The 23,794-nt window shown below is 60.6% G+C and carries 24 protein-coding genes and 1 pseudogene; 15 read left to right on the top strand and 10 right to left on the bottom strand.

Annotated features, from left to right (window positions below; all coding sequences use genetic code 11):
- Positions 1–30: 30 nt before the first annotated feature.
- Complete coding sequence (locus GKZ68_RS05000) at positions 31–465, bottom strand: PaaI family thioesterase (protein ID WP_173111418.1); 435 nt, start codon at positions 463–465, stop codon at positions 31–33.
- A gap of 71 nt (positions 466–536) precedes the next feature.
- Between GKZ68_RS05000 and GKZ68_RS04995 the strand changes: the two genes are divergently transcribed.
- From GKZ68_RS04995 to coaD, 4 genes are all read left to right on the top strand, one after another.
- Positions 537–1,154: a DUF4126 domain-containing protein gene (locus GKZ68_RS04995; protein ID WP_254244171.1), complete on the top strand. Its 618-nt coding sequence runs from the start codon at positions 537–539 to the stop codon at positions 1,152–1,154.
- Between the two features lie 33 nt (positions 1,155–1,187).
- Positions 1,188–1,694, top strand: a complete 507-nt coding sequence (locus tag GKZ68_RS04990; RefSeq protein WP_173111415.1) for an NUDIX domain-containing protein — start codon at positions 1,188–1,190, stop codon at positions 1,692–1,694.
- Positions 1,695–1,822: 128 nt separating this feature from the next.
- The gene (locus GKZ68_RS04985; RefSeq protein WP_173111412.1) at positions 1,823–2,695 is read left to right on the top strand and encodes a DUF3822 family protein; all 873 of its coding nucleotides are present in this window, start codon (positions 1,823–1,825) and stop codon (positions 2,693–2,695) included.
- Positions 2,696–2,776: 81 nt separating this feature from the next.
- Positions 2,777–3,244 carry a pantetheine-phosphate adenylyltransferase gene (gene coaD / locus GKZ68_RS04980; RefSeq protein ID WP_173118177.1) on the top strand — a complete coding sequence of 156 codons (468 nt, stop codon included), beginning with the start codon at positions 2,777–2,779 and terminating at the stop codon, positions 3,242–3,244.
- Between the two features lie 86 nt (positions 3,245–3,330).
- Here coaD and GKZ68_RS04975 read toward each other — a convergent pair whose 3' ends face one another.
- A complete protein-coding gene (locus tag GKZ68_RS04975) occupies positions 3,331–3,825 on the bottom strand; it encodes a hypothetical protein (RefSeq protein ID WP_173111409.1) in 495 nt (164 codons plus the stop codon).
- A 181-nt stretch (positions 3,826–4,006) separates the two neighbouring features.
- On the opposite strand from GKZ68_RS04975, the gene GKZ68_RS04970 reads away from it, so the two are divergent.
- Positions 4,007–5,638: an ABC-F family ATP-binding cassette domain-containing protein gene (locus tag GKZ68_RS04970; protein WP_173111406.1), complete on the top strand. Its 1,632-nt coding sequence runs from the start codon at positions 4,007–4,009 to the stop codon at positions 5,636–5,638.
- 91 nt (positions 5,639–5,729) lie between these two features.
- Positions 5,730–6,533 carry a hypothetical protein gene (locus GKZ68_RS04965; protein ID WP_173111403.1) on the top strand — a complete coding sequence of 268 codons (804 nt, stop codon included), beginning with the start codon at positions 5,730–5,732 and terminating at the stop codon, positions 6,531–6,533.
- Positions 6,534–6,609: 76 nt separating this feature from the next.
- Here GKZ68_RS04965 and GKZ68_RS04960 read toward each other — a convergent pair whose 3' ends face one another.
- Positions 6,610–6,780 (bottom strand): lmo0937 family membrane protein, encoded by a 171-nt coding sequence (locus GKZ68_RS04960; RefSeq protein WP_173111400.1) that lies wholly within the window; start codon positions 6,778–6,780, stop codon positions 6,610–6,612.
- A 208-nt stretch (positions 6,781–6,988) separates the two neighbouring features.
- On the opposite strand from GKZ68_RS04960, the gene GKZ68_RS04955 reads away from it, so the two are divergent.
- Together GKZ68_RS04955 and msrA are read left to right on the top strand one after the other, a co-directional pair.
- Complete coding sequence (locus GKZ68_RS04955) at positions 6,989–7,876, top strand: 3-hydroxybutyryl-CoA dehydrogenase (protein WP_173111397.1); 888 nt, start codon at positions 6,989–6,991, stop codon at positions 7,874–7,876.
- Between the two features lie 112 nt (positions 7,877–7,988).
- The gene (gene msrA, locus GKZ68_RS04950) at positions 7,989–8,528 is read left to right on the top strand and encodes a peptide-methionine (S)-S-oxide reductase MsrA (RefSeq protein WP_173111394.1); all 540 of its coding nucleotides are present in this window, start codon (positions 7,989–7,991) and stop codon (positions 8,526–8,528) included.
- A gap of 96 nt (positions 8,529–8,624) precedes the next feature.
- Here msrA and GKZ68_RS04945 read toward each other — a convergent pair whose 3' ends face one another.
- Positions 8,625–9,485 (bottom strand): 2,3,4,5-tetrahydropyridine-2,6-dicarboxylate N-succinyltransferase, encoded by an 861-nt coding sequence (locus GKZ68_RS04945; protein ID WP_173111392.1) that lies wholly within the window; start codon positions 9,483–9,485, stop codon positions 8,625–8,627.
- 110 nt (positions 9,486–9,595) lie between these two features.
- On the opposite strand from GKZ68_RS04945, the gene GKZ68_RS04940 reads away from it, so the two are divergent.
- The 6 genes and pseudogenes from GKZ68_RS04940 (at position 9,596) to GKZ68_RS04915 (ending at position 15,920) form a co-directional block, all read left to right on the top strand.
- A complete protein-coding gene (locus GKZ68_RS04940) occupies positions 9,596–10,780 on the top strand; it encodes a glycosyltransferase (protein WP_173111389.1) in 1,185 nt (394 codons plus the stop codon).
- 124 nt (positions 10,781–10,904) lie between these two features.
- Positions 10,905–11,924: a 3-oxoacyl-ACP synthase III family protein gene (locus GKZ68_RS04935; protein ID WP_173111385.1), complete on the top strand. Its 1,020-nt coding sequence runs from the start codon at positions 10,905–10,907 to the stop codon at positions 11,922–11,924.
- A 55-nt stretch (positions 11,925–11,979) separates the two neighbouring features.
- Positions 11,980–12,333 (top strand): four helix bundle protein, encoded by a 354-nt coding sequence (locus GKZ68_RS04930; RefSeq protein ID WP_173111382.1) that lies wholly within the window; start codon positions 11,980–11,982, stop codon positions 12,331–12,333.
- A complete protein-coding gene (locus GKZ68_RS04925) occupies positions 12,330–13,022 on the top strand; it encodes a metal-dependent transcriptional regulator (RefSeq protein ID WP_173111379.1) in 693 nt (230 codons plus the stop codon). Before GKZ68_RS04930 ends, GKZ68_RS04925 begins: the two co-directional genes overlap by 4 nt.
- A complete protein-coding gene (mnmE, locus tag GKZ68_RS04920) occupies positions 13,022–14,428 on the top strand; it encodes a tRNA uridine-5-carboxymethylaminomethyl(34) synthesis GTPase MnmE (RefSeq protein WP_173111376.1) in 1,407 nt (468 codons plus the stop codon). The genes GKZ68_RS04925 and mnmE overlap by 1 nt, the downstream gene beginning before the upstream one ends.
- 197 nt (positions 14,429–14,625) lie before the next feature.
- Positions 14,626–15,920 (top strand): annotated as a pseudogene (locus GKZ68_RS04915) (citrate synthase).
- Positions 15,921–15,994: 74 nt separating this feature from the next.
- On the opposite strand, the gene GKZ68_RS04910 reads toward GKZ68_RS04915, so the two are convergent.
- From GKZ68_RS04910 to GKZ68_RS04885, 6 genes are all read right to left on the bottom strand, one after another.
- Positions 15,995–16,189 carry a DUF4177 domain-containing protein gene (locus GKZ68_RS04910; protein WP_173111370.1) on the bottom strand — a complete coding sequence of 65 codons (195 nt, stop codon included), beginning with the start codon at positions 16,187–16,189 and terminating at the stop codon, positions 15,995–15,997.
- 74 nt (positions 16,190–16,263) lie between these two features.
- Positions 16,264–16,644 carry a hypothetical protein gene (locus GKZ68_RS04905; protein WP_173111368.1) on the bottom strand — a complete coding sequence of 127 codons (381 nt, stop codon included), beginning with the start codon at positions 16,642–16,644 and terminating at the stop codon, positions 16,264–16,266.
- 368 nt (positions 16,645–17,012) lie between these two features.
- Positions 17,013–18,971, bottom strand: coding sequence for an OmpA family protein (locus GKZ68_RS04900; RefSeq protein WP_173111365.1), 1,959 nt, complete (start codon positions 18,969–18,971; stop codon positions 17,013–17,015).
- Positions 18,972–19,154: 183 nt separating this feature from the next.
- Positions 19,155–19,736, bottom strand: coding sequence for a 7-carboxy-7-deazaguanine synthase QueE (locus GKZ68_RS04895; RefSeq protein WP_173118175.1), 582 nt, complete (start codon positions 19,734–19,736; stop codon positions 19,155–19,157).
- Between the two features lie 237 nt (positions 19,737–19,973).
- Positions 19,974–20,873: a bifunctional 5,10-methylenetetrahydrofolate dehydrogenase/5,10-methenyltetrahydrofolate cyclohydrolase gene (locus GKZ68_RS04890; protein WP_173111362.1), complete on the bottom strand. Its 900-nt coding sequence runs from the start codon at positions 20,871–20,873 to the stop codon at positions 19,974–19,976.
- 110 nt (positions 20,874–20,983) lie between these two features.
- Entirely contained in the window at positions 20,984–23,329 is a 2,346-nt protein-coding gene (locus tag GKZ68_RS04885) for a mechanosensitive ion channel domain-containing protein (protein ID WP_173111360.1), read from the bottom strand.
- Positions 23,330–23,425: 96 nt separating this feature from the next.
- Here GKZ68_RS04885 and GKZ68_RS04880 point away from each other — a divergent pair, with 96 nt between their 5' ends.
- Positions 23,426–23,746 (top strand): DUF805 domain-containing protein, encoded by a 321-nt coding sequence (locus tag GKZ68_RS04880; RefSeq protein WP_173111357.1) that lies wholly within the window; start codon positions 23,426–23,428, stop codon positions 23,744–23,746.
- Positions 23,747–23,794: the final 48 nt, after the last annotated feature.

Raw genomic sequence — 23,794 nt, 5'->3', positions numbered from 1 at the left:
TGTCGGCACCCAACTAGTACAGCCGGCCGCTCATCCAACCGGCTCCAGCACCGCCATTGTGGCCGAGGCCTTGGCGATGAGCACGTCGTCGCACCACACCTCGGCCTCGCAGAAGTGCAGGCGGCGCCCGGCTTTCAACACCCAGCCGATGGCTTTGATGCGCTGGCCCACGCCGGGGTGCAGGTAGCTTACTTTCAAGTCCGAAGTCACCACGCCCGTGCCTTCGGGCACGAGCGTGAGGGCGGCGAAGCCCGCCGCCAGGTCGGCCATCGTGGCCACCAGGCCGCCGTGGGCAAAACCGCGCTGCTGCTGGTGCTGCACCCCTAGCGGCAGTTCGGCCTCGACGCGGCCGGGCTCGATGCGGGTGAGGTCGGCCCCGATGAGGTGCATAAAGTGCTGGCGCTTCAGCTTTTCGCGAATGCGGGTTTCGAGGTCGGCGCCGGCCGGCAGGTCAACAGAATTCATAGTAGCCCAAAGATACCGGGCTGGCCGGCGTGCGTACCTTCCGGCCACATTTTTGCAGCCCGCCCCTTGCTATGGACCATCTATCGACTATGCAGTACCTCGTGGCCGGCGCGCTGGGCCTGGGGCTGGCCGCGTGCAGCGGCTTTCGGGTGTTTGTGCCGCTGCTGGCGGCCAGCGTGGCGCACCGGGTGGGCTGGCTGCCCAGCTCGCCGGGCTTCGACTGGCTCAGCAGCTGGACGGCCCTGGTAGTGCTGGCTACGGCCACGGTGGCCGAGCTGGTGGGCTACTACGTGCCCTTTTTCGACCACCTGCTCGATACGCTCACTACGCCGGCCTCCTTCATCGCGGGTACTTTATTGATGACTTCCTCGCTCACCCACCTCGACCCCACTCTACGCTGGACGCTGGGCGTCCTGGTAGGCGGAGGGGCGGCGGGCGTGGTGCAGGGCAGCACGGCGCTGCTGCGGGCTGGCTCCACGGCCACCACGGGCGGGCTGGCCAACCCGCTGTTTGCCACCCTCGAAAACGTGCTGGCGGTGGCCGGCAGCTTCCTCACGCTGCTGCTGCCACTCGTGATGGCGGGCTTGGTACTGGGGCTGCTGGTTTTCGTGGCTAGCCGGTGGCGGCGCTGGCGGCAGCGGCGGGCGGGGCAGCCCACCGATTCGCCCATTGAGGGCGGGTTTGCGTAGAGGCTTCACACTATTCTGGCTAGCCCCGACTTTATGCCTGCTGACCCTATTCAAGCAACTGATTCATTGTTAACGCCTTATACAAAAACAGTACGCGTGCGGGTGGGCGGTATTCTGGTGCGCGACGGGGCCATACTGCTGGCGGCCCACCGGGGCTTGCTGCCGGCCGGCGCCACGTTCTGGTCGCCGCCGGGTGGGGGCTGGGCATTTGGCGAAAGCCTAAAAGAGGCCTTGCAGCGCGAATTTTTGGAAGAAACGGGGCTAGCGGTGCGCGTGGGCCGGCAGCTGCACCTGCACGAGTTTCGGCGCGATGAGCTGCAGGCGCTGGAAATCTTTTTTGAAGTACTGGCCGCCGACCCCGCCGCCACCCCGCGCCTGGGCCACGACCCCGAGCACGCTGCCGATGCACAGCTGCTCACCGAGCTGGCCTGGCGCACGCCGCGCCAGCTGCTGGCCCTACCCCTAACGCAGGTGCACCCCGTGCTGCGCGGCCTGCTGAGCACCGACGACGTGTTTGCGCCCCAGGTATTATTGAGCTAAAGGCACTTTTGCGACGAATAGCCGGCTAGCTGCGCCCCGGCCGCCGCCGCCGACAGAACCGCTCCCCTAAGCCCCGCCGGCCGCCTATCTTTACCCCGGCCGGCCGCTGGGCGGGCCTGCCTTTGCCCGTGTCTGCTTCTCCTACCCTGCCTGCTACCCCGACGCTGAGTTTGCGCGACGATACCTTCGACGCCACTAACCTCACGGCTTACCACCTCTACGCGCTGGCTAGCCCCAACCGCCTGCGCCTGGCCGCCATGGAGGCGGCTCGCCAAAAAATAGTCGCCTTCGACGACCTGCCGGCCACCTCGCTAGCTGACCTGCCGGCCCTGGCCGCGGGCACTTTACTGGGCCAGGCCGGCTGGGCGCGCCTGCGGCTAGGCTTGGCCGGCGGCGCCACGCCGCTGCTGCCGGCCCCCCTCTACCGCACCGGCGACGAGGCTACCTACCTGCGCCTGCACCACGAGCTGGTTTCCGGCGAGGAAGCCCTAGCTTATACCCTGCCCCTGCCCGCCCCGGCTACCGATATCGTCAGCCTGTTTGCGGCGCCCGGCAGCTTGGTGCAGTGGCTGCAACAGGTACACGGGCCGAGCGCCCGGCTGCTGCCCCAGACCAGCGCGCTGCTGGCCGGGCTGCTGCACCAGCGCGGCCCTAGCGCTGCACCGCGCCAGCTTTACCTTAGCCTGGCCGACCACGAGCTGACGGCCGTGGTGCTGGGTGCGCAGGTCGAATTTTGTAACGCCTTCACGGTGAGTACTGCCGAGGACGTGACGTATTACACTATCCTCGTAATGCAGGAGCTGGGGCTGAATCCTGACCAGGATACCGTCACTATCTGGGGCGAATTAACGAGCGACTCGGCCACGTTTGCGCTGCTCAGCACCTACGTGCGCAATCTGCGCTTTGGCACGCGGCCGTTTGGCTTGCAGTATTTTTATTATTTAAATGAAGTGGCCGATTACCGGCATTTCGATTTATTCAGCTTGGCATTTTGCGAGTAGAATAGGTCATTGATTGGTAATTGCTGACTGGTCTTTGACTAGCAATTGCCCACGGCCAACTACCTAATCAGCGGCAATATGATAAAGAAAATTGCGCTCTTTCCCGGCTCGTTCGACCCATTTACTAACGGCCACCTCGACATTGTGCGACGCAGCGTAGGGCTGTTCGATGAATTAATTATTGCCATCGGCACGAATAGCAGCAAGCAGCGCCAGCTGCCGCTAGCCTGGCTCACGGCGCAACTCGAAGCCTTATTTCGAGATGAGCCGCGCGTATCGGTGCGCAGCTACCAGGGCCTCACCACCGAGTTTGCCCGCCAAACCGGGGCTAGCTACCTGCTGCGCGGCCTGCGCAATACCCTTGATTTTGAGTACGAAAACGCCATTGCCCAGGCCAATCGCCAACTCAGCCCCGGCCTCGAAACGGTATTTCTGACAACTTCGCCTACGCTGGCGGCCGTGAGCAGCACGATTATCCGCGAAATCCACCGCTTTGGAGGCGATGTCAGTCAATTTGTGCCGTTTCCTTTGCCCGCGCTTCCCACCTGATTTTTCGAAAAATTAAATCATTACTCAACAAGAAGGGCCGATTTCCAGCGTTGGAAATCGGTCCTTCTTGTTGAGTAATTTCGGAATTATTCCATTGCCTTCAGCGGGTCGATGGGGTCGGCCTTGAAGTACTGCATGGCGATGAGCGAGGTGATTACGCCCGTCATAGTGCCCATCAGGATAATTGCCAGGAAGGCCACAACCACCGACAAATCGAAGCCGAACAGGTTCTCGACCTGCGTTAGGTCCAGCTTGTTGGGCATAATGGCGGTGAGAATAATAAAGAACAAACCCAGGATAACCGAGGCTACCAGCGCCGAAATAATGCCGGTGCCGTAGCCGCCCAGGTAGGGCATCTGCTCGCCGCGCATGTGGCGCAGGTGCCGGATGGCCAGCACCGAGCCCGCAATCAGGATAACTACGTCGAGGCCACCGGCTTCGACGCGCGCAAAAAAGCCTACCAGCGCCGCTAGCAGCGTGTAGACGCACAGCACGACGCCGGTCATCACGCCAAAGCGGAACCCATTTTGTTCGGGGGTGAGCAGCCGCCCCTTCGGAGCAGCAATGGAATTGGCAGCCATAAAAATGTAAACGTGAGGTGAGAAAGCAGTTGAAACAGCCTACCTCTCTATACTCACTTTTGGCCTTCGGTGTTGTGCTTGGTCGTGGGGCACAAAACAGGGTCGGGCAGCGTTTGGCTAGGGCAAGGCCGGGCGGCGGCGTATTTTTGCACAGTTTTTCGGTTTTTTATTCCTGGCTTAGATGATTTCTACGACCAACGTAAGCTTGCGCTACGGCAAGCGGGTGCTGTTTGAAGACGTAACGGTGAAGTTTTTGCCCGGCAACGTGTATGGCCTCATTGGGGCTAATGGTGCCGGCAAATCCACCTTTTTGAAGATTTTATCGGGTGAGATTGAGCCCAACACCGGCTCGGTAGAGATGCCCGCGGGCCAGCGCCTGGCCGTGCTTAAGCAGAACCAGTTTGCCTACGACGACCAGCAGGTGCTGGCTACCGTCATTCAGGGCCACCAGAAGCTGGCCGCCGTGATGCGGGAGAAGGACGCGCTCTACGCCAAGTACGACGTGGGCACCGCTACCGACGCCGATGGCGAGCGGCTAGGGGTGCTGGAAGGCGAATTTGCCGACATGAGTGGCTGGGATGCCGAATATCAGGCGGCTGAACTGCTGAGCGGCTTGGGTATTACCGAAGACAAGCACGCCGCGCTGATGGCCGACCTGGGGGCTAGCGAAAAGGTGCGCGTGCTGCTGGCCCAGGCGCTGTTTGGCAACCCCGACGTGCTGCTGCTCGACGAGCCGACCAACAACCTCGACGCCGAGAGCGTGCTCTGGCTCGAAAACTTCCTCGACAGCTTCGAGAACACGGTGATTGTGGTGAGCCACGACCGCCACTTCCTCGACGCGGTGTGCAACTACATGGCCGATTTGGACTTCTCGAAAATCACGATGTATCCCGGCAACTACTCGTTCTGGTACGAGAGCAGCCAGCTGGCCCTGCGCCAGCGCCAGGAAGTAAACAAAAAGACCGAGGACAAGCGCAAGGAGCTCGAAGAGTTTGTGCGCCGCTTCTCGGCCAACGCCTCGAAGTCGAAGCAGGCTACCAGCCGCCAGAAGCTGCTGCAAAAGCTTACCTTAGAAGAAATTAGACCTTCGTCGCGCCGCTACCCCTACATCGCCTTCAAGCCCGAGCGCGAGGCGGGCAACCAGCTGCTGAGCGTGGAAGGCATAAGCAAAAGCGTAGATGACCACTCGGTGCTCAAGAACGTATCGTTTACGCTCGACAAGGGCGACAAAGTGGCCATCGTGGGCCGCGACGACCGCGCCGCTTCTCTGCTATTCGACATCATTTTTGGCGAAGCCAAGGCGGATAGGGGCGATTACAAATGGGGCACCACCATCACTCCCAGCTACTTCCCCAAGGAAAACAGCGCCTTCTTCCAGGCTGATAATATGAACCTTGTGGACTGGCTTCGCCAGTACTCGGTGGAGAAAGACGAGAGCTTTGTGCGCGGCTGGCTGGGCCGGATGCTGTTCTCGGGCGAAGAGAGCCAGAAAAAGCCTAACGTGCTGAGCGGCGGTGAGAAAGTGCGCTGCATGCTCTCGAAAATGATGCTCGAAAGCGGCAACGTGCTGGTGCTCGACGACCCCACGAACCACCTTGACCTGGAAAGCATTCAGGCCCTCAACAATGGGCTGAAGGACTTTACCGGCTCGCTCATCTTTGCCTCGCACGACTTGCAGTTTATCGAAACGGTGGCCAACCGCATCATCGAGCTAACGCCCGAGGGCATTATCGACCGGCGCATGAACTACGAGGAATACCTGGCCGACGAAACCCTGAAAGCCCAGCGCCAAAAAATGTATCAGCTGGCTTAAAATCAGGAATTAAGCAGACGTAGTTCGGGGTTTGGTCTAGTAAACCGGGCTTCTTCATTATATCCTTTTGCCTTCCCGCTAATTTCCGTTCATGAAACGTCTGCTTCTTCCTTTTTTATTGGGTGCGGCGGCTTGGCTAGCCCCCAGCCGCAGCTTTGCCCAAGAAAAGCCGGTGCTCAATACCGCGCCTCCCGGTGCGGCGCCCGCCCCGGTTCGCCCCGCCCCTCGCCCCGCCGTTGACACGACCAACGTAGCGCCCACCATTCCGGTGTACACGCCGGGCCAAACGCCGGCGCCCGCGCCGGCCGGGGCGCTGCCGGCCCCTAGCCCGGATAGCCCGTCGGGCCTGGAGCTACCCGGCCGCGAACAGGAGCGCAAAGCTGCGCAGCAGCACGCCGAGCAATATACCAAGTTGTTTATTTACTCGGGTATCGGCCTGGGCTACAGCTCGTACTATGGGCTGAGCAACTTCAACTTCAGTGTTTCGCCGGCCATCGGCTATCGCGTCAACGACCGGTTTGCTATTGGGCCGGGCATCAGCTACGCCTACAACTACTACGGCCAGAATAACGGCAATGGGACGAGCAGCAGCGTAAGCACCAGCAGCTTCGGGGCCAAGGTATTTGCGCAGCTCCGGGTTATCGACCAGTTTTTTATCCACGCCGAATACGAATCGACCAAGGCGCAGTTTTTAGCTCTCGACCAGTACAATCATTACGTGGGTATTGTGACGCGCCAAGTGCAAACACCCTTGGCTGGCGTGGGCTATCGCTCGCAAATCAGCAACCGCGTGGCGGCCGATATTGTGCTGCTCTATAATTTTCAGGATAACTACAATAGTATTTACCCTAACCCGGTCATTCGCTTTAATTTCCTGTTTAATATTGGCCATTAGGCTCTATTTCAGACGCACAAAAAGCCCTCCCTGCAACTGCAGGGAGGGCTTTTTTATGTGAAAACGGCGACCCTACTTATACGGGGTTGCGGCCGCTGATAACGCGCAGTAGAATGGCAATAATAGCAATTACCAGCAGAATGTGAATCAGATTATTGCCGGCCAGGCCAGTGCCCAGCACACCAAAGAAACCGAGTGCCCAGATGATGATGAGAATGACGGCGATGATATACAGCAGGTTGCCCATGAGTGAAAAAGAGGAAAGAATGAAGGTGAGAAGGTACTGCCCGCCAGGTTTAGTAGGCTTGCGGAGGTTTGTACGGCGCGGCTGGGAAAAGGATGAAGTTGTGTACATTTTTTTTGTCGGGCTAGCCTAACGGACGTTAGCCAGTAGCTTTGTTTCGCGGTAGCGGCCCGCAGCAGTCGCCTTTACTTATTTCTTTTCTTCCCACCCGATGAACGTTGCCGTTATTGGCTCGGGCACGATGGGCAATGGCATTGCCCACGTTTTTGCCCAGCACGGCTTTGCCGTAGCCCTGATTGATATTAACCAGCCCGCCCTCGACCGGGGCGTGGCTACTATCACTAAAAACCTCGACCGCCAGGTGGCTAAGGCCACCCTTAGCGAAGATGACAAAGCCGCTGCGCTAGGCCGCCTGCGCACCTTCACGAGCCTGGCCGAGGGGGTAGCCGGCGCCGAGCTAGTGGTTGAAGCCGCCACCGAAAATGTGGACCTCAAGCTCCAGATTTTCCGCGACCTCGACCAGCACGCGCCGGCCGGCGCCATCCTGGCCAGCAACACGTCCTCGATTTCGATTACTAAAATCGCGGCCGTCACCAAGCGGCCAGCGCAGGTTATCGGCATGCACTTTATGAACCCGGTGCCGGTGATGAAGCTCGTGGAAGTAATTCGCGGCTACGCCACTTCCGATGCAGTGACGCAGCGCGTGATGGACCTGTCGCGCCAGCTCGGCAAAACGCCGACCGAGGTGAACGACTACCCCGGCTTCGTGGCCAACCGCATCCTGATGCCTATGATTAACGAGGCCATTATCAGTCTCTTCGAAGGCGTGGCCGGCGTAGAAGAAATCGACACCGTGATGAAGCTCGGCATGGCGCATCCCATGGGCCCGCTGCAGCTAGCCGACTTCATCGGTCTCGATGTATGTCTGGCCATCTTGCGAGTGCTGCACGAAGGCCTTGGCAACCCCAAATACGCGCCCTGCCCGCTGCTGGTGAACATGGTAATGGCCGGCCGGCTAGGGGTCAAATCGGGCGAAGGATTCTACCAGTATACCGCTGGCTCGAAAGAGCTAGTAGTGGCTAGCCGCTTCCGCAAGTAGCGCCCGCTTTAGCCGAACGGTATTGCGTCGAATTACGTTGAATCTATACGCCGGCCACTAGCCGGTTTTATTCAAAAATTCGGCGCAATCCTGCGCTAAGCGCTACTTATTTATGGAACATGCATTGTTTGGGGCCGGCTGCTTTTGGTGCGTCGAGGCCGTTTTTCAGAATCTCAAAGGGGTTGAGAAAGTGGTGTCCGGCTACGCCGGGGGCCGCAACAAAAACCCCACTTATAAGGAAGTATGCAGCGGCATGACCGGTCACGCCGAGGTAATTGACATCACCTTCGACCCGGCCATCATCAGTTACGAGGAGTTGCTCGAAATCTTCTTCAAAACCCACGACCCCACTACCCTCAACCGCCAGGGCGCCGACACGGGCACGCAGTATCGCTCGGTTATCTACTACCACAACGAGGAGCAGCACCGGCTGGCCGAGCAGTGGAAGAAAACGCTGAACGACAAGCACGCCTTCCCCAACCCCGTGGTGACGGAAATCACGGCCGCGCCCGAGTTTTACGTGGCCGAGAATTACCACCAGAATTACTACAACCAGCACGGCCACGAACCCTACTGCCAATTTGTGGCCAAGCCCAAAGTGGACAAGGTGAAGGCATTGTTTGGGGAAAAATTGAAGTCGGTGGCGGCGTAATTGTTATTTAGTACCTGTGAATAAAAAAAGCCCACTGATTAGCGGGCTTTTTTTATTAATTATTGCTTCTTGAAAATAACTCTTTAATGCGCCGATTTATACACTCACCCCAAAATCACGCAGCGCGTCATTCAGGCTCGTCTTTAAATCGGTGCTGGGCTTGCGCTGGCCGATAATGAGGGCGCAGGGCACCTGATACTCACCGGCCGGGAACTGCTTGGAAATAGAGCCCGGAATGACCACCGAGCGCGGCGGCACGTAGCCGCGGTATTCCTTGGGCTCAGGGCCAGTCACGTCGATTATTTTGGTGCTGCCGGTGATGGTGACGCCCGCGCCAATCACGGCCTCTTTGCCGATGCGGCAGCCTTCGACCAAAATGCTGCGCGAGCCAATGAAAGCGCCGTCTTCGATAATAACGGGGGCCGCCTGCACGGGCTCCAGCACACCGCCTAGCCCCACGCCGCCGCTCAGGTGCACGTGCTTGCCCACCTGGGCGCACGAGCCCACGGTGGCCCAGGTGTCGACCATCGTGCCCTCGCCCACGTGGGCGCCGATGTTGGTATAGCTCGGCATGAGCACCACGCCGGGGGCCAGGTAGGCGCCGTAGCGGGCCACGGCGGGCGGCACCACGCGCACTTTCTGGGCGGCGTAGTCGGTTTTGAGGGCCATTTTATCGTGGTACTCGAAGGGGCCGACTTCCTGGGTGTGCATCTGGCGCAGCGGGAAGTAGAGGATAACCGCCTTTTTTACCCACTCGTTGATTTTCCACTCGCCGCCTTCCTCGGTGGGCGGCTCGGCCACGCGCAGGTGGCCTTTGTCGAGGTCTTCGATGACGTGCTCAATGGCAGTTTTGGTTTCGGCCTGGTCGAGCAGCGTGCGGTCGGTCCAGGCTGCTTCAATGGCCTGCTGAGCGGCAAAGCGGTCGAGTACGGGGCTGTGGTGGGTTTCGGTATGCATGCGAAAAGCAGAATAGAAGGTAGAATCAAGGCAAAACTACCATCTTTGAGCCTAGATTAGGCTATCCGTCTTTACCGGCTTTGCGGCAGGCTAGCCGATTTTTTCTGACTTTGATTCTGCTCGCCTCCGTCCTAAAGCCCACCAACGACCCCCGGATGCTGGGCAAATTTGCCCATACCCTGGCCGGGGCCGGGGCGCGGGTAGCCGTAGCCGGGCGAGCCAGTGCGGCTAGCCCATCCGAAACCAGCATTAGCCAGCATCCCGTTTTCTGGGGCACCCGCCTGAGCCTGGGGCGGCTAGGGGCCCAGGTGCGCTACTGGCGCCTGCTACGGCAGCTGCGGCCCCGGCTGGTGGTGGTGCACGCACCCGAGCTGCTGCCCCTCACGCTGCTGTGGCAAGCGCTGGCGCCGGGCCGGCCGTTTATCTACGACATCCGGGAAAACTACGCGCTCAATGTATCGACGCAGGGCGTGTACCGGGGCCTGGCGCGGCGGGCGCTGGCGGCGGGCCTGCGCTGGGTAGAGGGGCGGGCCGCCCGCCGCGCCGCCGCGCTCACCCTGGCCGAAGCCAGCTACGCGGCCGAGCTGCCTTTTTTGCAGCGATTGCCGGCTAGCCGCGTGCTGGTGCTCGAAAACAAGTATCAGCCGGCCCCCGGTGAGCAATTGCCCCGCACTCCGCGCCCGCGGCCGGCGCCCACCGAGCCCATTCGGCTGCTGTTTTCCGGCACTATCTCCGAGCTGAATGGCGTGCGCGAAGCTATCGCGCTGGCTGGTAGCTTAAGGAAAACTTGGCCCGGCGGGGCGGAGCTGACCATTATCGGCTTTTGCCAGCAACCCGAACTATTAAGCCAGTTGCAGCTACTGATTAAGCAGCTGACGGCTAGCGGCAGCTTGTTTATTACGCTGGAAGGCGGGGCCGCGCTGGTGCCCCACGCGCGCATCGTGGCCGCGATGAGCCAGGCTCACCTGGGGCTGCTACCCTACCGGCCCCATGCCAGCACCGAGCGCTGCCGGCCCACCAAGCTCTTTGAGTACCTCGCCCACGGCTTGCCTATGCTGGTGCCTGATAATCCCTTGTGGACTAGCCTAGTGCAGGAGTTCAGAGCGGGCCTCAGGGTCGATTTTGCAGCCCCCGACCAAGCGGCGGCGGCCGTGGCCGCCGCCCTGCCTGCGACGCATTTTTACCCGGCCGGCGTGCCCACCGAGACGGTACTGTGGGCTAGCGAAGGCAAAAAATTGCGGCATTTGCTGGAAAGCCTCGGGCTAGGCCCGACCTTTGCGGCCCCTTTCGCGTAGCCGGGTGGGTGCTGGCTGTTAAGCGGTCGGCACCGTTCGGGTAATTTTCTCTTACTTGCAGGCCGGTACCTGGTTGATATTCGTACCGTTGCGCTTCCCACCCACTCTTACGCTTCTTTCCCCAATGGCTTCTCCCACCACGCTGCGCCACGCCGAAATTGCCGGCGTAGGCCACTACGTCCCCGACCGCGTTGTTAAAAACGCCGACCTTGAACAGCTCATGGAAACCACCGATGCCTGGATTCAGGAGCGCACCGGCATCCAGGAGCGGCGCTGGTTTGAGGAAGGCAAGGACACCACCGCCGGCATGGGCGCCGAGGCGGCCCGCCGCGCCCTGGCCCAGGCCGGCCTCTCAGTCGATGACGTGCAGCTTATCGTATTTGCCACGCTCTCACCCGATTACTTCTTCCCCGGCTCGGGCGTGCTAATGCAGCGCGAGCTGGGTATGACGGGCAACGTGCCGGCCCTCGACGTGCGCAACCAGTGCTCGGGCTTTATCTACGGGCTGTCGGTGGCCGACCAGTTTGTGCGCACCGGCATGTACGATACAGTGCTCGTAGTGGGCTCCGAAATTCACTCCTCGGGCCTCGACAAAAGCACGCGCGGCCGGGCCGTGTCGGTCATTTTCGGCGATGGCGCAGGCGCCGTGGTGCTATGCCCCGCCCGCACCGAGGGCAATGGCATCCTGAGCACGCACCTGCACGCGCAGGGCGAGTTTGCCGAAGAGCTGATTGTGAAGGAGCCCGGCTCGAACCGCGAGGGCCGCGTGGACTATGCCATTGCCAATGAGCAGGATATGTACCCGTATATGAACGGCCAGAACGTGTTTAAGCACGCCGTGGTGCGTTTTCCGCAGGTTATTAAAGAGGCGCTCGACCAGAACAATTACCAGCCGGCCGACATCGACCTGCTCATTCCGCACCAGGCCAACCTGCGCATCACGCAGTATGTGCAGCAGAAAATGGGGCTAGCCGACGACAAAGTTTTTAGCAACATTCAGCGCTACGGCAACACCACCGCCGCCAGCATTCCGATTGCCCTGAGCGAGGCCGTGCAGCAAGGCCGCATCAAGCGCGGTGACCTCGTGTGCCTGGCCGCATTCGGCTCGGGCTTCACCTGGGCCTCGGCCCTGATTAAATGGTAAGTGTTGAATGTTGAGTGTTGAATAATTTTTCGTTGCGCTTATGTCGTAGCCTTGGATGAAAAGTGAGAATTTGATTGCTGACCGCAGCTTTGCTTTTGCGCTGCGCATTATCGAAGTTTACAAGCTTCTAGCTGCTGAGCGCGAATACGTATTATCCAAACAACTGCTTCGCAGTGGCACGAGTACCGGCGCTAACATTGCGGAAGCCAATGCGGCCGTATCCAAGCGAGAGTTTGCCGCTAAAATGGCTATTTCTTTTAAGGAGGCCCGAGAAACTCGCTATTGGTTAAAGCTTATTGCCAAGGGTGGTCTTACCCAGCACGACCTTCGGGCCGAGATTCAGGGAGTTGAACAGCTCCTCAATATGCTCACGGCTATCGTTAAAACCACTCAGGCCAGCTTAGGATGACTAATTCAACATCCAACACTCAGCATTCAAAATTTCCGAGCCACACCGAGGAAAATTACCTGAAAACCATCTACAAGCTGGCCGAGGCCGAACCGGGGCAGGATGTGAGCACCAACCGCATTGCGGCGGCGCTGGCCACCCGCGCCGCCTCGGTGACGGATATGCTGCGCCGCCTGGCGGAGAAGGAACTGCTTGAATACGAGAAATACCGGGGCGTGCGTCTCACGCCCGAGGGCCGCCGGCTAGCCCTGCTCACGGTGCGCAAGCACCGGCTGTGGGAGGTATTTCTGGTGCAGCAGCTCGGCTTTGCCTGGGATGAGGTGCACGACGTGGCCGAGGAGCTGGAGCACGTGCAGTCGCCGCTGCTCATGCGCCGGCTCGATGCCTTTCTGAATTTCCCGACCCTCGACCCGCACGGCGACCCTATTCCGGCCGAAGACGGCGCCATGCGCCGCCCGGCCCACCGCCTGCTCACCGACCTGGCGGTGGGCGAGTGCGGCACCCTAGCGGCCGTGCGCAACACCTCGGCGCCCTTTCTGCAATACCTCGACAAGGTGGGCCTGCCGCTGGGCGCCCAGGTGCGGGTACTGGAGAAAATTGTATTTGATAACTCGCTGGAAGTGTGCATCAACAGCGAGCGCACGGTCGTCATCTCGGCCGAAGTGGGGCGCAATTTGTTTACTGCCTGATGTCGCCGCTCGCTCATTCTGATACCATCGTGGCCCTTTCGACGCCGCCCGGCGCGGGGGCGCTGGCCGTGGTGCGCCTGTCGGGGCCGGAGGCGGTCAGCATTACCCAATCGCTGTTTTCGAAGAAAAACCTGGCTAGCCAGCCGGGCCATACCCTGCACTACGGCACGCTGCGCGAGCCGGGCAGCGGCGAGATGCTCGATGAGGTAGTGGTGGCGCTCTACCGCGGGCCGCGCTCCTACACCCGCGAGGACGTAGTGGAGATTTCGGGCCACGGCTCCGACTTTATCGTGCGCCAGCTATTGGCCGCACTGCTGCGGCAGGGTGCCCGGCTGGCTGAGGCTGGCGAATTTACGAAGCGCGCTTTCCTCAACGGCGCGCTCGACCTGGCCCAGGCCGAAGCCGTGGCCGACCTCATTGCGGCCGACTCAACCCTGAGCCACCAGGTAGCGCTTAACCAGCTGCGCGGCGGCTTTTCGGATGAGCTGCGCGGCTTGCGGGCGCAGCTCGTGCAGTTTGCGGCCCTGCTGGAATTAGAGCTGGATTTTGGGGAGGAAGACGTGGAATTTGCCGACCGCACGGGGCTAGCCCGGCTGCTGGCCGAGGTGCAGGGCGTGGTGCGCGGGCTGCTGCGCTCGTTTGAGCTGGGCAACGTGATTAAGAACGGCATCACCACCGTGATTGCCGGGCGGCCTAACGCCGGCAAATCGACCTTACTCAACGCGCTGCTGCGTGAGGAGCGGGCCATCGTATCGGCCATTCCGGGCACTACGCGCGATTTTATTGAGGATGAAGTGAGTATCGACGGCCTGCGCTTTCGCTTCGTGGATACGGCCGGCCTGCGCAACAACCCCGCCGACGAGGTCGAGGCCATCGGCGTGCGCCGCACCCGCGAGCGCATCGGCCAGGCCGCGCTGCTGCTGTATCTTTTCGACCTCACTGAACTGACCCCTGGCGAGGTGCAGGCCGACATCGCGGAACTGACGGCCGCGCTGCCCAAGCTGGCCGTGCTGGCCGTGGGCAACAAGCGCGACCTGGCCAGCCCGGCGCAGCTGGCGCCTTTTCGGGCGCTCACCGGCGAAAACCAAACCGTAGTAATTATTTCGGCCGGCCAGCGCGCAGGTCTCGACGAGCTGCAAGCGGCTTTGCTGGCCCAGGTGCGCGGGGCGGGGCTAGCCAACACCGGCTCGGCCACCATCGTCACCAACGTGCGCCACGCCCGGGCGCTTGAAGAGGCGCTAGGCTACCTGCGGGCAGTGGCGCAAGGGCTAGCCGAGGGCCGGGGCACCGAGCTGCTGGCCGCCGACCTGCGCCACGCCCTGGCTGCGCTCGGGTCGATAACGGGCGAAATTTCCTCCGATGACCTGCTGACGAGCATCTTCACGCAGTTCTGCATCGGGAAATAATGAGCTAGCCTGATAATCCGCGCAAACGTTCTCACCAGGCTTTGTGGGCCAAACTGTGATACTTAGCGAAACCTGCACCGGCTTAGTGTTGTAGTACAGCTGGCGTGCGCCAAGCAAAAACTTTCGGACTTACCGCGTGGGCCGTAGCTTCGCGCCTTCAACAGGCGGCTACCTCAATCCCCTATCCTACCCATCCAATGGCAGAAACTGCTGAACTTAACCTACCGGGCGGCCAGTCCATTAGCCTGCCCATCTTTGAGGGCACCGAGCACGAAAAGGCCTTTGACATTGGCAAGCTGCGCGACCAGACGGGCTACGTAACGCTCGATTCGGGCTACAAAAACACCGGCGCTACCAAAAGCGCCATTACGTTTCTCGACGGTGAGGAAGGCATTTTGCGCTACCGGGGCTACCCGATTGAGCAGCTGGCCGAAAAATCGAGCTTCCTGGAAGTAGCCTACCTGCTGATTTATGGCAAGCTGCCCACCGAGGCCGAGCTAAAAGATTTTAGCGGCCACATCACCAAGCACACGCTGGTGCACGAGGATATGCGGAAGATTTTCGACGGCTTCCCCAGCGCCACGCACCCCATGGCCATCCTCAGCAGCCTCACCTGCGCGCTCACCGGCTTCTACCCCGACAGCCTCAACCCCAACCAAAGCGCGGCCGATATCGACCTGACCATCGTGCGCCTCATGGCCAAGATGAGCACCATCGCCGCCTGGACGTACAAGAACTCAGTAGGCCACCCGCTGAACTACCCGCGCAACGACCTCGACTACTGCGCCAATTTTCTGTACATGATGTTCAGCTTCCCGACTGAGAAGTATGAAATCAACCCGGTGGTAGTGAATGCGCTGAATAAGCTGCTCATCCTGCACGCCGACCACGAGCAGAACTGCTCGACCAGCACCGTGCGCCTCGTGGGCTCGGCCAATGCCAGCCTCTACGGCTCGGTATCGGCGGGCATCAACGCGCTGTGGGGCCCGCTGCACGGCGGCGCCAACCAGGAGGTGATTGAGATGCTCGAAGCCATCGAAAAGGATGGCGGCGACACCAGCAAGTTCATCGCCAAGGCCAAGGACAAGAACGACCCGTTCCGCCTCATGGGCTTCGGCCACCGCGTGTATAAGAACTTTGACCCGCGCGCCAAAATCATTAAAGTAGCCGCCGACCAGGTGCTGCAGGCACTCGGTATGCAAGACAGCCCGCTGCTGAAAATAGCGCAGGAGCTGGAGCAGGCCGCCCTCACCGACCAGTACTTCATCGACCGCAAGCTGTACCCGAACGTAGACTTCTACTCCGGCATCATCTACAAGGCGCTGGGTATTCCGACCGAGATGTTTACGGTGATGTTTGCCCTGGGCCGTCTGCCCGGCTGGATTGCCCAGTGGAAAGAGATGCGCGAAAATAAAGAGCCCATCGGCCGCCCCGCCAGATTTACGTCGGCGAAACCGAGCGCGACTACGTCGGCATCGGCGAGCGCGCCTAAGCGGCTAGCCCTAGTTTGCTTACCCCTAATTGTCAGTCTGCCATTTGGTAGGCTGCCTTTTTTTGGCCCCTGCCCTACCCTGGTAGCTCGCGCTTGAGCGTGATGAGCAAGCCCCGCGCCTGGTTGTGAGTGAAAATGGTATCAACCACCGACACGACTTCCCAGCCTTGGCTACCTAGCTGGTTAAGCCGGTTCGTTAGCTCCTGATAATCGATGCCGCTGAAAAACCCACTAGTTGTGTCCAGCAGCCGGTATTCAAATGTTCGCATGAGAAATAAGTTGGTTTCAGTGGCCGCCGACGCAGACAGTGCCTACATCGGCGGCGACCGAAATTTATTACGCCTTAGAGGCGGTGGGCCGTCATGTTAGCCCGCAACTGTTGGTAAGCCACGCGCTGGTCCGGGTACAGCAGGTCGTTGAGGGCCTGCTCGTAGTTGAGCTGAGCGGCTGCTAGCTGGGTATCGCGGTCAGCAACGGGCGCGCCTACCAGCGACATTTCCAGCTCGCGGCGCTCATTGAGGTATTGCAAGTGCAGGCGCTTGATGCGCAGGTACTGGCCCTCGTTGAGGTGAATGCGGTGGGCCAGCGCTTGGGTGAGCGTGGTGGCCCGCACCTGTATCGACTTGGGGTATTCCTCGCTGGGCTTTTTGGCGGCGGGCTTCCGGGCGGCCGGGGCGTGCGCAAGGCTAGCCGTGAGGCAGGCGGCAACAATGAGGTGGTGCATGGGTAAAAAAGTTTGAGGGTGAAAAAATGACGGGTACACGGCGCCAGGGTATCGCGGCAGATAGCGGCGGAGCTTGGAACTGTCCCAAACCTACGCGAATTTTCTGCGTAGGATAAAACCTCGTCATTTTAGCACTTTTTTAATTGATAAATTTTTCAACAAACTCGTAACCTACTCATTTTTTGGATATTATTTTAAACTAAAAAAGCTGCGCTTAATCTAAAAAAAATGCCCGCACTTCGGCGGGCACTACACTTTATTTGAAAAGTCCTACACTATTTTGACTTTTCTCAAGCCTTGCTTTAAGCAAAATTGGCGGATTTCGTTCGCTGTCCCATGCACTTAAAGCTTTGCTTTAAGCCAGGCTTTTACAGGACTCGCAGTTCAATTCGGCGGTTTTGAGCGCGGTGCGCCTCTGAATCGTTGGCGACGACGGGCTTGGTTTCACCGTAGCCGTGGGCGCGCAGGCGGCTGGCGGGTACGCTGTGGGCGCTGAGGTAGCTGAGCACCGCCTGGGCGCGGCGCTGCGAAAGGCTGAGGTTGGCGGCGGGCGTGCCCACGTTGTCGGTGTGGCCCGCTACTTCCACGCGCAGGCTAGGGTCTTGGCGGAGGAACTCGACGAGGCGGTCGAGTTCGGTGCGCGAGCGCGGCTTAAGCGTAGCCTGGTTGGAATCGAAAAACAGGTTATTCAACACCGCGCTGCGGCCGCTTTTGGCGGGGTCGAGGTAGATATCGAGCGTGAGCGGGTCAAATTTCTGCCGGTTGGAATAGTCAAAGTTCAGGCTCTTGAGCAGGTAGCCGGGCGCGCTGGCATACATGGCGTAGGCCCGGCCCTCGTTGAGCACGGCCGTATACTCGCCATTCTCAGCATCTGAGTACACCTGCTGGGTGAGCGTGTTGGTATTGAGGTCGAAGAGCTGCACCATCGCGTTGAGCGGCTTCTTGGTCACGGCATCGAATACCCGACCCTGGGTGTAGGTGCTGGTTTCGCGAGCGCGCACGCTAGCCGGCACCTCGGTGCCGTAGATGCGGATGCCGGGCAGCATACCGGGCGGGTCGCCGGGCTTAGGCGGGTCGGTGCGGGTGTAGTAGGCGCGCTTGTTGTCGGAAGAAATGAACAGCGAGGCCTCGTTGGCAAAGGTGTTAAACGGGTAGCCCAGGTTGCGGGGAGTGCCCCACTGGCCTTTGGCATCGAGCTCGGAGCGGAAGATGTCGCTGCTGCCCAGGCCCACCAGGCCATTAGTGGCGTAGTAGAGCGTGGTGCCGCTGGCGTGGATGAACGGCGCCAGGTCGTCGCCGGGCGTGTTGATGGGCGCGCCCACGTTGCGCGCCTGCGTCCAGGTGCCATCGGGGCCCACGGTGCTCACGTAGATGTCGTAGCCGCCGAGTCCACCGCCGCGCTGCGACGAAAAGTAGAGCGTGCGCCCGTCGGCCGAGAGCGAGGGCTGCGAGTCCCAGGCCTTGGAATTGACTAGGAGGCCGAGGTTGCGCGGGGCCGTCCACTGGCTGCCGCGCCGGTGCGAAATGTAGAGGTCGCAGTCGCCCACGCCGCCGGCCCGGCCGCAGCCAGTGAAAACCAGTGTGTTGCCATCGCCCGAAATGGTGGCCGTGCCCTCATTCTCGCGCGAGTTGATATTGGGCGAAATCGACTGCGGCACCCCAAACGTGCCATCGGCCGCCACGGTGCTGATAAAGACGTCCTCATTTTCCTGGTAGTGCTTCTCAGGGCTGCGCTGCACCGTGAAAATGAGCGACTTGCTATCGGCCGTGAGCACCGGAAAATACTGGTCGCGGAACTGGTTGAGCGGTGCCGGCAGCAGCTCGGGGGCCGGGCCGGTGGGGTGCGCCATGGCCTCGGCCGCAAAGTCGCAGTTTTGCAGCTGCAGCTTGGCCTGCGCCACCTGAGCTTTGTTGGTAGGGTTGGTGGCCAGGTAGTTAGTATACGCCGTGCGCACGGCCGGGTAGTCGCCCACTTCCATCGCTAGCTTGCCCAGGAGCAGGTAGTCGCCGGCGCGCGCCGGCTCGACGGGCATCTTACTCAGGCCCAGCTTGTAGGCCTGCAAGGCGTTGGGATGGTCGCCGAGGGTCACGAGCAGCGAGGCCTTGCGCAGGTAGGGGTCGCCATAATCAGGGTACTTGTCGATGAGCTGCTGCCACACCAGCAGCGCCTGCTGCGGCTGGCGGTCCTTAAAATACAGGTTTTGAGCCTTTTCATAGAGGCTGCGCGCCTTGCTATCGGTGATGCTGGCGGGCACTTGCTGGGCTAGGGTGGGCGCGGCGGCCAGCCAAAGCAGCAGGCCGGAAGAGAGCAGAAGTTTGGAGAGCATGGAAAAATGCCGGGTGGAAAACGGCCCGCAGGCGCAATGGGCGGCAAGCGTACTAAACGGCGCGGGGCCGCGACCGTTCAGTTAAAGTATAGCCTGGAACGGCAAAAAGCCCCGGTTTCGTGCCGAAACCGGGGCTTTTTGCCGTATCTCCTACCTTTTACCAGCATAGTACCGCACCTAGGCCTACGGAATGTCGAGGTACTTGTGAGTCTGCAGCGACACCTGCCAGCGCGGGTTGGCCTTCACGTAGTCGATGAGGGCGGGCGTCATGCGGGCGGCGCGGCTCCACTCGGGCTGCAGGTAGAGGCGCGTGGTGCTGGGCACCAGGGCGGCGTGCTCCTCGGCCCACTTAAAGTCGCTGTCGTTGAAGACGATGATTTTCAGCTCATCGGCGCGGGCCAGCACCTCGGGCAGCGGCGCCTTAAACTTTTTGGGCGACACGCATAGCCAGTCCCAGCTGCCCGAGAGCGGGTGGGCGCCGCTGGTTTCAATCCAGGTTTGAAAGCCGGCGGCCTGCAACGCGCTGGTGAGCGGGCCGCAGTTGTGCATCAAGGGCTCGCCGCCGGTGATGACGACGTGGCGGCCGGGGTGCTGGCTAGCCGCCGCCACCAGGTCGGCCACGGCCTGGCGGGGGTGCGCGTCGGCATCCCACGACGCCTTCACGTCGCACCACACGCAGCCTACATCGCAGCCGCCCAAACGAATAAAGTACGCCGCCCGACCAGTGTTAAATCCTTCGCCCTGAATAGTATAGAACTGCTCCATTACAGGAAGAATCGAACCTGATTCGGACGATTGAATAACGGGCAGCGGGGCTAGCAAATCGGATATAGTAGACATAAGCAAACAAAAAAACGGGCGCGACTCACGTCAACGCCCGAGGCGCGACCGGGGACTCCGGTCACTCAAATTTACGCAAGGAAAACAGTAGCGCGAGCTTTGTAGTTCGCGGCCCCGCGCCGCTAGGGTAGTTCTGGGCTACGAACTACAAAGTTCGCGCTACTACTTTGGATACACCGTGCCCTTGGCGGCGCGCAGCGTGTTTAGCAGCAGCATGGCGATGGTCATGGGACCTACGCCGCCGGGCACGGGCGTGATGCGCGAGGCTAGCGGCGCCACTTCGGCAAAGTTGACGTCGCCCTTCAGGCTGAAGCCGCTCTTCTTATTGGCATCCGTCACGCGGGTCGTGCCCACGTCAATCACTACCGCACCGGGCTTCACCATGTCGGCCGTCACGAACTCAGGCCGGCCGATAGCGGCCACAATGATGTCGGCCTGACGCACAATCTCGGGCAGGTTTTTGGTGCGCGAATGACATAAAGTAACGGTGCAATTAGCCGTTTCCAAATTCTTGGCTAGCAAGATGCTAACTGGAGTACCCACAATGTTGCTGCGACCGATAACCACGCAATGTTGACCGCTGGTTTTGATGCCCTGGCGGGCCATCAGCTCCACGATGCCGGAGGGCGTGGCGGGCAGCAGCGCGGGCAGCCCGGCCACCATACGGCCCAGGTTCATGGGGTGAAAGCCGTCCACGTCCTTCTCGGGCCGGATAGCTTCGATGACCTTCTCCGGGTCAATGTGCTTAGGCAACGGCAGCTGCACGATGAAGCCGTCAATGGCATCATCTTCATTCAGGGCCGCTACCTGGGCTAGCAGGTCGGCCTCGGAAATGTCATCCTCGAAGCGCAGCAGGGTACTATCGTAGCCTACGCGCTCGCAGGCCAGCACCTTGTTGCGCACGTAGGTTTCGGAGCCCCCGTCGTGGCCTACCAGAATGGCGGCGAGGTGCGGCACCTTACGGCCGGCGGCCTTCAGGGCTTCGACCTCGGCGGCGATTTCAACTTTGATGTCCTCGGCAGTTTGCTTGCCGTCGATGAGGTGGGGAGTGGTGTCGGGCATGAGTGAATATGGAGAAAATAATGAGTAGGTAGTAGCACGAACTTTATAATTCGCGACTTGAAACGACCACAGCGGCGCGGGGCCGCGAACTACAAAGTTCGCGCTACCACCTAGCGCATGGCAATGCCGGCCTGGGTGAGGCGGTGGTAGATGCCGGCCAGCAGCTCGCTCTTGAGGGCTTCTTCCTGGCGAATGTTATTTATCCAAAACAACGCTTTGAGGTCGTAGCCGGTGGTGGCGACGTTGTTGAGCAGTATTTCAGGGGCGATTTTGTGGAGCGTATTGGGGTTGTTGAGGATTTCCTCGCTAATGAGGCGGCGGGCTTCGTCGAGGTCGATGTCGGGGGCCAGGTTGAGAGCCAGCTCGGTGCGGATGTGGTTGTTGCTGAGCGTCCAGTTAATGACGTGGTTCGAGAGCAGGTCGCCATTGGGCAAGATAATTTCGGAGCCGGCCTGCGAGATGAGCTTACTGGCCCGGATACCGATGTCTTTCACGCGGCCGGTCTGGCCCTTCACTTCGATGTAGTCGCCCACCTGAAACGGCCGCTCGAAGATGAGAATAACGCCCGATACGAGGTTGTTGATAATATTCTGTAAGCCCAGGCCGATACCCACGCCCAGGGCGCCGAGCACAATGGCAATTTTATCGACCGGCAGGCCCGAAGCCAGCGTAGCCAGAAAGATGCCCACCGCCAGAATGGCTAGGCGGATGGCCACCATCCAGGAGCCCTTGCGGTCGGTATCGACGCTAAACTCGTCGTCGGTTTCACCAAAGAAGTAGCCCACGTACTTCTGGAGCTGGATAGTAAGGAAGATAATACCCACGAACAGCAGCACGCTGCCCAGCGTGAAAACGGTGCTGCCCAGCTTGTGCGGCGCCGTGAGCGCGCTGCCAATGACGCGGTAAAAGAGATTATAGAGGTTGAGGTTGGTGGTGAACAGCATCAGCCAGAGCACACTCACTACGGCGGTGAGGCTCTTGCGCAGGCCGCTTTCCATCTTGCCGAAGCCTAGCCGACCATTGAGGCCGCCCGCCTGCCGGCTGCGCTGCACTTGCAAATAAAACGCCTCCGTGACGATGCGCACGAAGGCCGACAGCGCCACCACCTGGGTGAGGCCGAAGATGGCCGTGGTGGTGAACATCTTGGCCAGGCTCACGCGCCCGTAAGCGTTAGCCAGCAGGGCCAGCCCGTTCAGGCCCACGAAGAGCAGCGCCACCGGCTTCACAAAGCCCGCTAGCACCCGGTGCGCCCGCAGGTACTGCCCGAAGCGGTAGCCCAGCGCCACCGCGCCCGCATTGAGCAGCAGCATGGCCCAGCGCGCGCCGAGCCCCGGCGCTCGCTGGGCATAGGTGAAGTTGAGCACGAAGAAGGCCCCCACAATGGCTAGCCAGTACCAGAACAGCGGCCGTGGCCAGCTGCGCCAGCCCAGGGCCGTGAGCGTGAGCAGCAGTAGCACCTGCAACAAGTCGGTATAAGTAGCGGGGGGCTGGAGGTCGAGGAAGGGGGCCAGGCTGAAGACAACCAGCAGCGCGGCAGCCACCGGTACCGGCCGCAGGTAGTGCAGCCGGTGGTCGGTGAGCACCAGCGTGGCGGCGGGCACGGTACCGCTGCCACTCTCGGCCGCCGCCCGGCGCAGAAAGCGAAAATTGCGAAACACCCAGCCGAAGAAGCCACCGGCTACCACCACCATCCACACCCAGTAGTCCCAGTGCTCGGTAAAGTAGTAGCCCACCAGCGAGCGCTGGGCGGCATACGACTGGCGCACCAGGGCACTCGTTTGGTCATCGGCCACGATGCGACCGGGCTGCCACAGCGGCGGCAGCTCGGCCTGGCTATTGCGGCGGTTGAAGCGGCCCATCTGCTCGCGCACCACGTCTTGCAGTTCCAGGCCCAGGATATAGCTCTCCGACACCCGCGTCTGGAAGCCCGTCACGGTGTGGCGGCGGCTAGCCAGTAGCTGGGTGGCCCGGTCTTGCTTGGTGCGCAGGCGGGCCAGCGCCCGGGCGATGGCCGGGGTAGCGGCGGGCTGGGCCGTGGTGGGGGCTAGCTGGGTGGTGAGCGTATCGAGCCGCGCCTGAGTGGTGGCGAGCTGCTGGCTGCTAATGGCCAGGTCGGTGCGCCAGGCGCCGAGCTGCTCCTGCATATCGGCCAGCAGCACGCGGTACATCTGGAGCTGCTTCACGTCCACCACGTTGCCGTACTGGTCGAGGTTCTGGCTAATAGTTTCGAGGTTTTCCTCTATCTGCGGCAGGTCGTCACTCAGGTCCTGCATGTCGGCCCCGCGGCGGGCCGCCCCGTTGATGCGGCTCAGAGTGAAATAAGCTTTTTCGATGCGGCGCGCCAGTGAGTCGGGCAGCAGGGGCGCGGCCGGCCGGGCTTTGGCTTGGGCAGTGGCTTTAGGCGGCGCTTGCCCTGCTGCCACTTCCAGCAGGCTTAGTGGTAAGCATAATAGCACCAGCCAACCACGCAAAGTAAAAACTGCTAAACGCATTCAGGAATTTCAGGTGGTATAGTATCTTGGCCACTAGTATTAGCCGCCTTTTTATTTTCTATGAAGCACTATTTTACAGTTTTAAGAAAATATGCAAGTGTCGAGGGGCGAGCTAGCCGGGCTGAGTACTGGAATTTCTTACTTTTCAATTATACCGTGTCAGTTATTTTGGCTACTGTCGAAGCTCGAATGCATCCCAATTTCATTGTGATAACCTACGCAGTAGCCACGCTCTTGCCGGGCCTGGCCGTTGGGATGAGACGAATGCACGACGTAGGTAAATACGGTATTTATTTCCTGATTCCGCTTTACAACCTGATTCTGGCCTGTTTCGCAGGTACTAAAGGCCCCAATGTTTATGGCCTTAACCCTAAGCCCTAGTAGTATCAGTTTATCCGCCAAAAAAGGCCGGCTCCTTCACAGAAGCCG

Source organism: Hymenobacter sp. BRD128 (assembly GCF_013256625.1).
Classification (GTDB): Bacteria; Bacteroidota; Bacteroidia; order Cytophagales; family Hymenobacteraceae; genus Hymenobacter.
This window is presented reverse-complemented; position numbering and strand designations above follow the sequence as displayed.

What these genes read in the sequence shown, in the direction of transcription:
- GKZ68_RS04880 (WP_173111357.1), top strand. Translation starts at nt 23,426, where the DNA reads ATGAAGCACTATTTTACAGTTTTAAGAAAATATGCAAGTGTCGAGGGG.
- GKZ68_RS04895 (WP_173118175.1), bottom strand. Translation starts at nt 19,736, where the DNA reads ATGGAGCAGTTCTATACTATTCAGGGCGAAGGATTTAACACTGGTCGG.
- GKZ68_RS04910 (WP_173111370.1), bottom strand. Translation starts at nt 16,189, where the DNA reads ATGCGAACATTTGAATACCGGCTGCTGGACACAACTAGTGGGTTTTTC.
- GKZ68_RS04925 (WP_173111379.1), top strand. Translation starts at nt 12,330, where the DNA reads ATGACTAATTCAACATCCAACACTCAGCATTCAAAATTTCCGAGCCAC.
- GKZ68_RS04930 (WP_173111382.1), top strand. Translation starts at nt 11,980, where the DNA reads ATGAAAAGTGAGAATTTGATTGCTGACCGCAGCTTTGCTTTTGCGCTG.
- mnmE (WP_173111376.1), top strand. Translation starts at nt 13,022, where the DNA reads ATGTCGCCGCTCGCTCATTCTGATACCATCGTGGCCCTTTCGACGCCG.
- GKZ68_RS04975 (WP_173111409.1), bottom strand. Translation starts at nt 3,825, where the DNA reads ATGGCTGCCAATTCCATTGCTGCTCCGAAGGGGCGGCTGCTCACCCCC.
- GKZ68_RS04955 (WP_173111397.1), top strand. Translation starts at nt 6,989, where the DNA reads ATGAACGTTGCCGTTATTGGCTCGGGCACGATGGGCAATGGCATTGCC.
- GKZ68_RS04905 (WP_173111368.1), bottom strand. Translation starts at nt 16,644, where the DNA reads ATGCACCACCTCATTGTTGCCGCCTGCCTCACGGCTAGCCTTGCGCAC.
- GKZ68_RS04960 (WP_173111400.1), bottom strand. Translation starts at nt 6,780, where the DNA reads ATGGGCAACCTGCTGTATATCATCGCCGTCATTCTCATCATCATCTGG.
- GKZ68_RS04935 (WP_173111385.1), top strand. Translation starts at nt 10,905, where the DNA reads ATGGCTTCTCCCACCACGCTGCGCCACGCCGAAATTGCCGGCGTAGGC.
- GKZ68_RS04900 (WP_173111365.1), bottom strand. Translation starts at nt 18,971, where the DNA reads ATGCTCTCCAAACTTCTGCTCTCTTCCGGCCTGCTGCTTTGGCTGGCC.
- GKZ68_RS04965 (WP_173111403.1), top strand. Translation starts at nt 5,730, where the DNA reads ATGAAACGTCTGCTTCTTCCTTTTTTATTGGGTGCGGCGGCTTGGCTA.
- msrA (WP_173111394.1), top strand. Translation starts at nt 7,989, where the DNA reads ATGGAACATGCATTGTTTGGGGCCGGCTGCTTTTGGTGCGTCGAGGCC.
- GKZ68_RS04995 (WP_254244171.1), top strand. Translation starts at nt 537, where the DNA reads ATGGACCATCTATCGACTATGCAGTACCTCGTGGCCGGCGCGCTGGGC.
- GKZ68_RS05000 (WP_173111418.1), bottom strand. Translation starts at nt 465, where the DNA reads ATGAATTCTGTTGACCTGCCGGCCGGCGCCGACCTCGAAACCCGCATT.
- GKZ68_RS04990 (WP_173111415.1), top strand. Translation starts at nt 1,188, where the DNA reads ATGCCTGCTGACCCTATTCAAGCAACTGATTCATTGTTAACGCCTTAT.
- GKZ68_RS04945 (WP_173111392.1), bottom strand. Translation starts at nt 9,485, where the DNA reads ATGCATACCGAAACCCACCACAGCCCCGTACTCGACCGCTTTGCCGCT.
- GKZ68_RS04890 (WP_173111362.1), bottom strand. Translation starts at nt 20,873, where the DNA reads ATGCCCGACACCACTCCCCACCTCATCGACGGCAAGCAAACTGCCGAG.
- GKZ68_RS04970 (WP_173111406.1), top strand. Translation starts at nt 4,007, where the DNA reads ATGATTTCTACGACCAACGTAAGCTTGCGCTACGGCAAGCGGGTGCTG.